Here is a 7,333-nt window from a genome sequence, read left to right as displayed (position 1 = left end):
TTCCTTCGGTAACAAGCACTGGTGAACGAGAATTTCCTCTAACTGCTCCAATAGCAATATCGCAACGCATTAAAGCCTTTTGCAACGTTTTTGGTTGAATGGTTGATGTGTATATAGGTCTTCCTAAATTGTGTTGTAAACTTCTTAATTTGGTTAATGAATTATCAAAAATCTTCACATTAGCACCTAAACCTATTGCTGAACGTGCAGCAAATTCAGCAACCGTTCCTGCACCTAAAATTACAACTTCGGTAGGAGGTACTCCACTAATATTTCCTAAAAGCAACCCGCTACCTTCTTTATCTTTACTCATCATTTCAGCAGCAATTAAAATAGAGGCTGTTCCTGCAATTTCACTTAAAGATTTTACTACAGAAAAGACCCCGTGTTCATCTCTAATAAAATCAAATGCCACAGCTGTGATGCGTTTGCTTGCTAATGCTTCAAAATATTTTTTGGTTTGTGTTTTAAGTTGCAATGCAGAAAATAAAATGCTTTGCGGATTTATTAATTGTATTTCATCTAAAGAAGGTGGTTCAACTTTTAAAATAATATGACAACCAAAAACTTCTTTAACATTGTAAGAAATTTTTGCACCAGCTTCAGAATATTCGTTGTCAGAAAAATTAGCACCTTCACCTGCACCTGTTTCAATAATAAATTTATGACCTTGATTTGTTAATGCAGCAACAGCATCTGGCGTTAAGCAAACACGCTTTTCCTGATAATGTGTTTCTTTTGGAATTCCAATAACAAGCGAACCTTTTTGTTTTGTAATTTCTAAGGTTTCTTCCTGTGGAATTAGCTCTTGCTGGCTAAATGGTGAAGTAATTTTTTTACTCATTATTTTTAACTTCTATGGTTCTTAGCTGATTTTCGGTTGCAGTAATTTTAATTATTACTGAGTTTAAAGGTAGTAAATTTTCTACTTTATTTGGCCATTCTACCAAACACCAGTTGTTACTGTAAAAATATTCTTCAATTCCCATATCCATAGCTTCCTCTTCTTTATTAATTCTATAAAAATCGAAATGATAAACTTTTTCATTTTTTGAAGTATGGTATTCGTTCACCAACGAAAAAGTAGGGGAGCTAACATTGTCTATTACATCTAATTGTTTCACAATTTCTTTTATAAGCGTTGTTTTACCAACACCCATTTCTCCATAAAAAAGCAATACTTTATGCTTAGAAAATTCAAGAACTTCTTTGGCAATTTCAGGAAGTTGTTGGAGTGTGTAATTTTTAATCATATGTTTTAATTATTGTTTAATCGTTTATAAGTAAATGTCATTGCAATGAAATGAAGCAATCTCTTTGTTAGAAACAGATTACTTCGTCGTTAACTCTCCTAGTAAAGACATTTATTAAGCACTGTTTAATTGCAATCATTATGCAGCAAATTTTATTTAGAACTTTTTGTCATTCCTGAGACCCACTTGTTTAAAGGAAATTTTTGATTTAATAATCTAATCAAGCTAATAATAAATGATAATGAGGCCCTGAAATAAATTCAGGGTGACTTTATTTATTCAACCTTTAACCATTATAAACTTATTTAGGTACAAATATAGCACATGGAATTATCATTTCCTCTAAAGAAATTCCTCCATGTTGATACGTATTTCTATAATATTTTACAAAATGATTGTAATTATTAGGGTATGCGAAGAAATAATCTTCTTTTGCAAAAATAAAAGAACTATTCATGCTTAAAGAAGGTAACAAAATATCTTTTGGATTTTTAACAGCAAAAACTTCTTTATCTTCATATGAAAGGCTTTTACCAGTTTTGTATCTTAAATTAGAGCTGATATTTTTATCGCCAATAACTTTTGAAGGTGTTTTAGAATTTATGGTTCCGTGGTCTGTTGTAATAATTAATTTTAAGCCTAATTTTTGTGCTTTTTGAATCATTTCTAACAACGGCGAATTTAAAAACCAACTATTTGTTAAAGATCTGTAAGCTTTATCGTCACTTGCTAATTCTTTAATAACCTCCATTTCGGTTTTTGCGTGAGAAATCATATCCACAAAATTGTACACAATAACGGTTAAGTCATTTTCTTTTATAGTATTAAAACTGTCTGCTAATTGTTTACCGGATTTTAAATTGGTAATCTTATAATATTCAAATTTTATGTGCTCTCTAAGTCGTTGTAATTGCGCTTCTAAAAATTCTTTTTCATATAAGTTTTTACCACCTTCGTCGGTATCATTTTTCCAAAAATCTGGATGTTTTTGTTCCATTTCTAAGGGCATTAAGCCAGAGAAAATTGAATTTCTAGCATACTGTGTTGCAGTTGGTAAAATACTTAAATAGGGAACTTCGAACTGTTTTTTGTAGTATTTGGTGATGGTTTTTTCAATAATATTAAATTGATCGTAGCGTAAATTATCAATGACTACTAAAAGTGTTCCTTTTGAAGTTTTAACTTCGGGAACAATAATTTTTTTAAACAAGGTGTTCGATAAAATTGGAGCTTCTTCAGGATTTTGAACCCAATCTTGATAATTTTTTTTAATGAATTTAAAGAATAGTGCATTTGCTTCTTGTTTCTGACTTTCAAGAATTTCCACCATTCCAGAATCGCTGATATTTTCAAGTTCTAACTCCCAATAAACTAATTTTTTATAAACAGTAATCCATTCCTTGTAAGAATTTACCATAGCTAAATCCATTGCTATTTTTCTAAATTCTTGTTGGTAATTAGAAGTGGTTTTTTCTGAAACTAAGCGAGAATGATCTAAATTCTTTTTAAGACTAAGTAAAATTTGATTAGGATTTACGGGTTTTATAAGGTAATCGGCAATTTTATTTCCAATGGCATCTTCCATAATATATTCCTCTTCGCTTTTGGTAATCATAACAACAGGAAGATTTGCGCTTTTACTTTTAATTTCAGCTAAGGTTTCTAATCCGCTTAAGCCAGGCATATTTTCATCTAAAAAAACAATATCGTAATTGTTTTCTTCACATAAAACAATGGCATCAGCGCCATTATTACATTTTGTAACTACATATCCCTTTTTTTCTAAAAATAGAATGTGTGGTTTTAATAAATCAATTTCATCATCTACCCATAAAATACTTATTTCACTCATATTGTTTGTTATCTTTGTAGTATTAAAAATAAAATAATTGTTTTGAACGAAAAAAGCACGAACAAACTTAAAATATTAAACGATCCAATTTACGGTTTTATTACTATTCCAAATGCTTTAATATACGATTTAATAGAACATCCTTATTTTCAACGTTTAAGAAGGATTTCTCAAATGGGTTTATCGCATTTGGTATATCCTGGAGCGCATCATACACGGTTTCATCATGCGTTGGGTTGTATGCATTTAATGCAAAAAACGGTTCGAATCTTAAAATTTAAGGGTGTTGAAATTTCAGAAAAAGAAGCAAATGCACTTTATATAGCCATTTTATTGCACGATATTGGTCACGGACCATTTTCACATGCATTAGAACAAAGTATTGCTTCAGGAATTCATCATGAAACAATTTCGTTAAAAATTATGGAAGCTTTAAACATAGAGTTTAAAGGAAAATTAACTTTAGCAATCACAATTTTTAGGGGAGATTATAATCGTAAATTCTTTTATCAATTAATTGCCAGTCAATTAGATATGGATCGTTTGGACTATTTAAAAAGAGATAGTTTTTATACAGGTGTTTCTGAAGGAAATATAAATTCTGAACGCTTAATTACCATGCTAAATGTAAAAAATGATGATTTGGTTGTTGAAGAAAAAGGGATTTATTCAGTAGAAAAATTTATTGTTGCAAGACGTTTGATGTATTGGCAGGTTTATTTGCACAAAACCGGTTTGGGGGCTGAGAAATTATTAGAAAAAGTTCTTTTACGAGCTAAAGAATTGGTGTTAAAAGGGACTAAATTACCTGCAAGTAAGGCATTTAATTATTTTTTAAGCAATCAAATAAACCAAGAAAATTTTAATTCAGATACGCTTAAAATATTCGCAAAATTAGATGATTATGATGTGTTAGCTTCCATTAAGGAATGGATTTCTAATAAGGATTTAATTCTTTCAAAATTATCTGAGAGTTTAATTAATAGAAAATTACCGAAAGTTGAATTGCAAAATCATCCATTTTCAAATGAAGAAATTGAGACTGTAAAACAACAGATGAAAAAGACCTATAATTTAAATGACGATGAAGTAAATTATTTGGTTTATAGTGGTAAAATTAGCAACCAAGCTTATGATTCAACAAAGAATACCATAAAATTAGTGTTTAAAAATGGAGATATTAAAGATGTTATTGAAGCATCAGATCATTTAAATATTCAGGCACTATCTAAACCAGTAGACAAGTATTACTTGTGTTATCCTAAGAAATAGGTATAGTGATTCTTTTTTTTTACTTTTGCAACAATGAAATTCACAGCAAGTCAAATAGCAGAAATTTTAGGAGGAGATATTGTGGGGAATGCAGACGTGGAAGTTTATAAACTTTCTAAAATAGAAGAGGGAGAAAAAGGTTCGTTAACTTTTTTATCCAATCCAAAATATACGTCATATATTTATTCAACAAAAGCATCTATTGCAATTGTTGGTAAACATTTTATTCCTGAAAAGGAGTATAAAACAACACTTATAAAAGTTGATGATGCGTACCAATCTTTTGCATTATTGTTGGAATATTACAATCAGGCAAAGTTACAAAAGACAGGTATAGAAGAGCCTTCATTTATAGCAAAAAGCGCCAAAATTTTAGAAGATATTTACGTTGGAGCATTCGCATATATTGGAAATGATGTAAGTATTGGGAAGAATGCAAAAATTTATCCGAATGTTTATATTGGAGATAATGTAAAAATTGGAGATAATGTAATTCTATTTTCAGGAGCTAAAATATATTCTGAAACCGAAATTGGTAATAATTGTGTTGTAAATTCAGGAGCAATTATTGGCGCAGACGGATTTGGTTTTGCACCAAGTAAAAATGGTGTTTACGACAAAATTCCTCAAATTGGGAATGTAATAATTGAAGATTATGTTGATATTGGTGCGGCAACAACAATTGATAGGGCAACCTTAGGTTCAACAATAATAAGAGAAGGTGTAAAGTTAGACAACCAAATTCAGGTTGCACATAATGTGGAAATTGGTAAAAATACTGTAATCGCGGCACAAACAGGCATTGCAGGTTCTTCAAAAATTGGAGAAAACTGTATGATTGGCGGACAAGTTGGTATTGCCGGACATTTAACAATTGGAAACAATGTAAGAATACAAGCACAATCTGGTATTGGTAAGAACATAAAAGATGATGAAATTATTCAAGGCACACCTGCATTTGGGTATTCAGATTTTAATAAGTCGTATGTTTATTTTAAAAAATTACCAAGTATTGTGGCAACACTAAATAGTTTAGAAAAAAAAGTAAAAGCTTTAAAAGAAAAATATGAGTACTAAACAAAAAACAATTAAAAATGAGGTAACACTCTCAGGAGTTGGTTTGCATACAGGGAATAAAGTTACAATGACTTTTAAACCAGCACCAATAAATTATGGGTATGCTTTTGTTAGAATTGATTTGGAAGGAGAACCTGTAATTGAAGCAAGTGCAGAATATGTTGTAAATACACAACGTGGTACAAATTTAGAAAAGAGAGGTGTTTTTGTAAATACATCTGAGCACGTATTGGCAGCAGTTGTTGCCTTGGATATTGATAATATTTGTATTGAAATAAATAGTGCGGAACCTCCAATAATGGATGGTTCTTCCAAGCAGTTTATTGAAGCACTCGAAAAAGCTGGAATTCAAGAACAAGAAGCCGAAAGAGAGGAATATATTGTTAAAGAAATAATTTCTTACAAAGATGAAGAAACTGGTAGTGAAATTATTTTAATGCCTTCAGATGAGTACCAAATTACAGCAATGGTAGATTTTGGAACAAAAGTTTTAGGTACGCAAAATGCCACTTTAAATTCGTTAAAAGATTTTAAAAAGGAAATTTCAGATGCACGTACTTTTAGTTTTTTACATGAGCTTGAAATGTTGTTAGACAACGATTTAATTAAAGGTGGAGATTTAAATAATGCCATTGTTTATGTAGATAAAGAAATCTCAGAGGCAACTATGACCAAATTGAAGAAAGCCTTTAACAAAGATACGCTAACTGTAAAGCCTAATGGGATTTTAGATAATTTAACATTACGCTGGGCTAATGAAGCTGCACGACATAAATTGTTAGATGTAATTGGAGATTTAGCTTTAGTAGGCACCAGAATTAAAGGAAAAGTTATTGCAAATAAACCCGGGCATTTAATAAATACCATATTTGCTAAAAAACTTCAAAAAATTATTAAACAAGAAAAAAGAAATAAAGTTCCAACTTTTGATTTAAATCAGCCACCATTAATGGATATTCATGAAATAATGAATATTTTACCACACAGGCCTCCATTTTTATTAATAGATAGAATTATTGAACTTTCAGATAAACACGTTGTGGGAATGAAAAATGTTACAATGAATGAAGATTTTTTTGTTGGACATTTTCCTGGAGCACCAGTAATGCCTGGAGTATTGCAAGTTGAAGCGATGGCACAATGTGGCGGAGTTTTAGTGTTGAGTACGGTGCCAGACCCAGAAAACTATTTAACATATTTTATGAAAATGGATAATGTTAAATTTAAACAAAAAGTATTGCCAGGAGATACCTTAATATTTAAAGCCGAATTAATATCTCCTATCAGACGTGGTATTTGTCATATGCAATCTTACGGATATGCAAATGGGAAATTAGTTGTTGAAGCTGAATTAATGGCGCAAATTGCAAAAAAACCTAAAGAATAATGAATCAACCTTTAGCATATATACATCCAGGTGCCAAAATTGCCACCAACGTAGTAGTTGAACCTTTTACAACAATTCATAATAATGTTATTATTGGCTCTGGAACTTGGATTGGATCTAATGTAACCATTATGGAAGGTGCAAGAATTGGAAAAAATTGTAGAATTTTTCCAGGAGCAGTAATTTCTGCAATTCCACAAGATTTAAAATTTGAGGGTGAGGATTCTTTAGCAATAATAGGTGATAATACAACCATTAGAGAGTGTTGTACCATTAATAGAGGAACCAAAGCCTTAGGAAAAACAGAGATTGGAGACAATTGTTTAATCATGGCAACATCACACATTGCACACGATTGTGTAATAGGAAATAATTGTATTTTGGCCAACGGTTCTGTAATTGCTGGACATGTTACTATTGGAGATTTTGCAATATTAAGCGGATTGGTAGCAGTGCATCAATTTATCCATATTGGAGAACATGCAATGGTTT

The 7,333-nt window shown here is 30.8% G+C and carries 7 protein-coding genes; 4 read left to right on the top strand and 3 right to left on the bottom strand.

Going from position 1 to position 7,333, the window contains the following annotated elements:
• The 3 genes from AB1Z17_RS09250 to AB1Z17_RS09240 all read right to left on the bottom strand — a co-directional run.
• On the bottom strand, positions 1–844 hold an 844-nt coding region (locus AB1Z17_RS09250), incomplete at its 3' end, for an alanine dehydrogenase (RefSeq protein WP_368051520.1).
• Positions 837–1,253, bottom strand: a complete 417-nt coding sequence (tsaE, locus tag AB1Z17_RS09245) for a tRNA (adenosine(37)-N6)-threonylcarbamoyltransferase complex ATPase subunit type 1 TsaE (protein WP_368051519.1) — start codon at positions 1,251–1,253, stop codon at positions 837–839. The genes AB1Z17_RS09250 and tsaE, both read right to left, overlap by 8 nt.
• Before the next feature lie 301 nt (positions 1,254–1,554).
• Positions 1,555–3,105: a PglZ domain-containing protein gene (locus AB1Z17_RS09240; RefSeq protein WP_368051518.1), complete on the bottom strand. Its 1,551-nt coding sequence runs from the start codon at positions 3,103–3,105 to the stop codon at positions 1,555–1,557.
• A gap of 42 nt (positions 3,106–3,147) precedes the next feature.
• Between AB1Z17_RS09240 and AB1Z17_RS09235 the strand changes: the two genes are divergently transcribed.
• The 4 genes from AB1Z17_RS09235 to lpxA all read left to right on the top strand — a co-directional run.
• Positions 3,148–4,377 carry an HD domain-containing protein gene (locus tag AB1Z17_RS09235; RefSeq protein WP_368051517.1) on the top strand — a complete coding sequence of 410 codons (1,230 nt, stop codon included), beginning with the start codon at positions 3,148–3,150 and terminating at the stop codon, positions 4,375–4,377.
• Between the two features lie 33 nt (positions 4,378–4,410).
• Positions 4,411–5,454 (top strand): UDP-3-O-(3-hydroxymyristoyl)glucosamine N-acyltransferase, encoded by a 1,044-nt coding sequence (lpxD, locus tag AB1Z17_RS09230; protein WP_368051516.1) that lies wholly within the window; start codon positions 4,411–4,413, stop codon positions 5,452–5,454.
• Positions 5,444–6,841 (top strand): bifunctional UDP-3-O-[3-hydroxymyristoyl] N-acetylglucosamine deacetylase/3-hydroxyacyl-ACP dehydratase, encoded by a 1,398-nt coding sequence (locus AB1Z17_RS09225; RefSeq protein ID WP_368051515.1) that lies wholly within the window; start codon positions 5,444–5,446, stop codon positions 6,839–6,841. The genes lpxD and AB1Z17_RS09225 overlap by 11 nt, the downstream gene beginning before the upstream one ends.
• Positions 6,841–7,333, top strand: a 493-nt coding sequence (lpxA, locus tag AB1Z17_RS09220; RefSeq protein ID WP_368051514.1) for an acyl-ACP--UDP-N-acetylglucosamine O-acyltransferase, incomplete at its 3' end; no start/stop codon positions are given. The genes AB1Z17_RS09225 and lpxA, both read left to right, overlap by 1 nt.

Origin of the sequence: Lutibacter sp. (assembly GCF_040883305.1) — a bacterium.
Lineage (GTDB): Bacteria > Bacteroidota > Bacteroidia > Flavobacteriales > Flavobacteriaceae > Lutibacter.
The sequence above is the reverse complement of the archived record's forward strand: the minus strand, read 5'-3'. Positions and strand labels throughout refer to the sequence as shown.

Excerpts from the sequence above, each read along its gene's own strand:
- tsaE (WP_368051519.1), bottom strand. The coding sequence starts at position 1,253 with ATGATTAAAAATTACACACTCCAACAACTTCCTGAAATTGCCAAAGAA.
- AB1Z17_RS09240 (WP_368051518.1), bottom strand. The coding sequence starts at position 3,105 with ATGAGTGAAATAAGTATTTTATGGGTAGATGATGAAATTGATTTATTA.
- lpxD (WP_368051516.1), top strand. The coding sequence starts at position 4,411 with ATGAAATTCACAGCAAGTCAAATAGCAGAAATTTTAGGAGGAGATATT.
- AB1Z17_RS09225 (WP_368051515.1), top strand. The coding sequence starts at position 5,444 with ATGAGTACTAAACAAAAAACAATTAAAAATGAGGTAACACTCTCAGGA.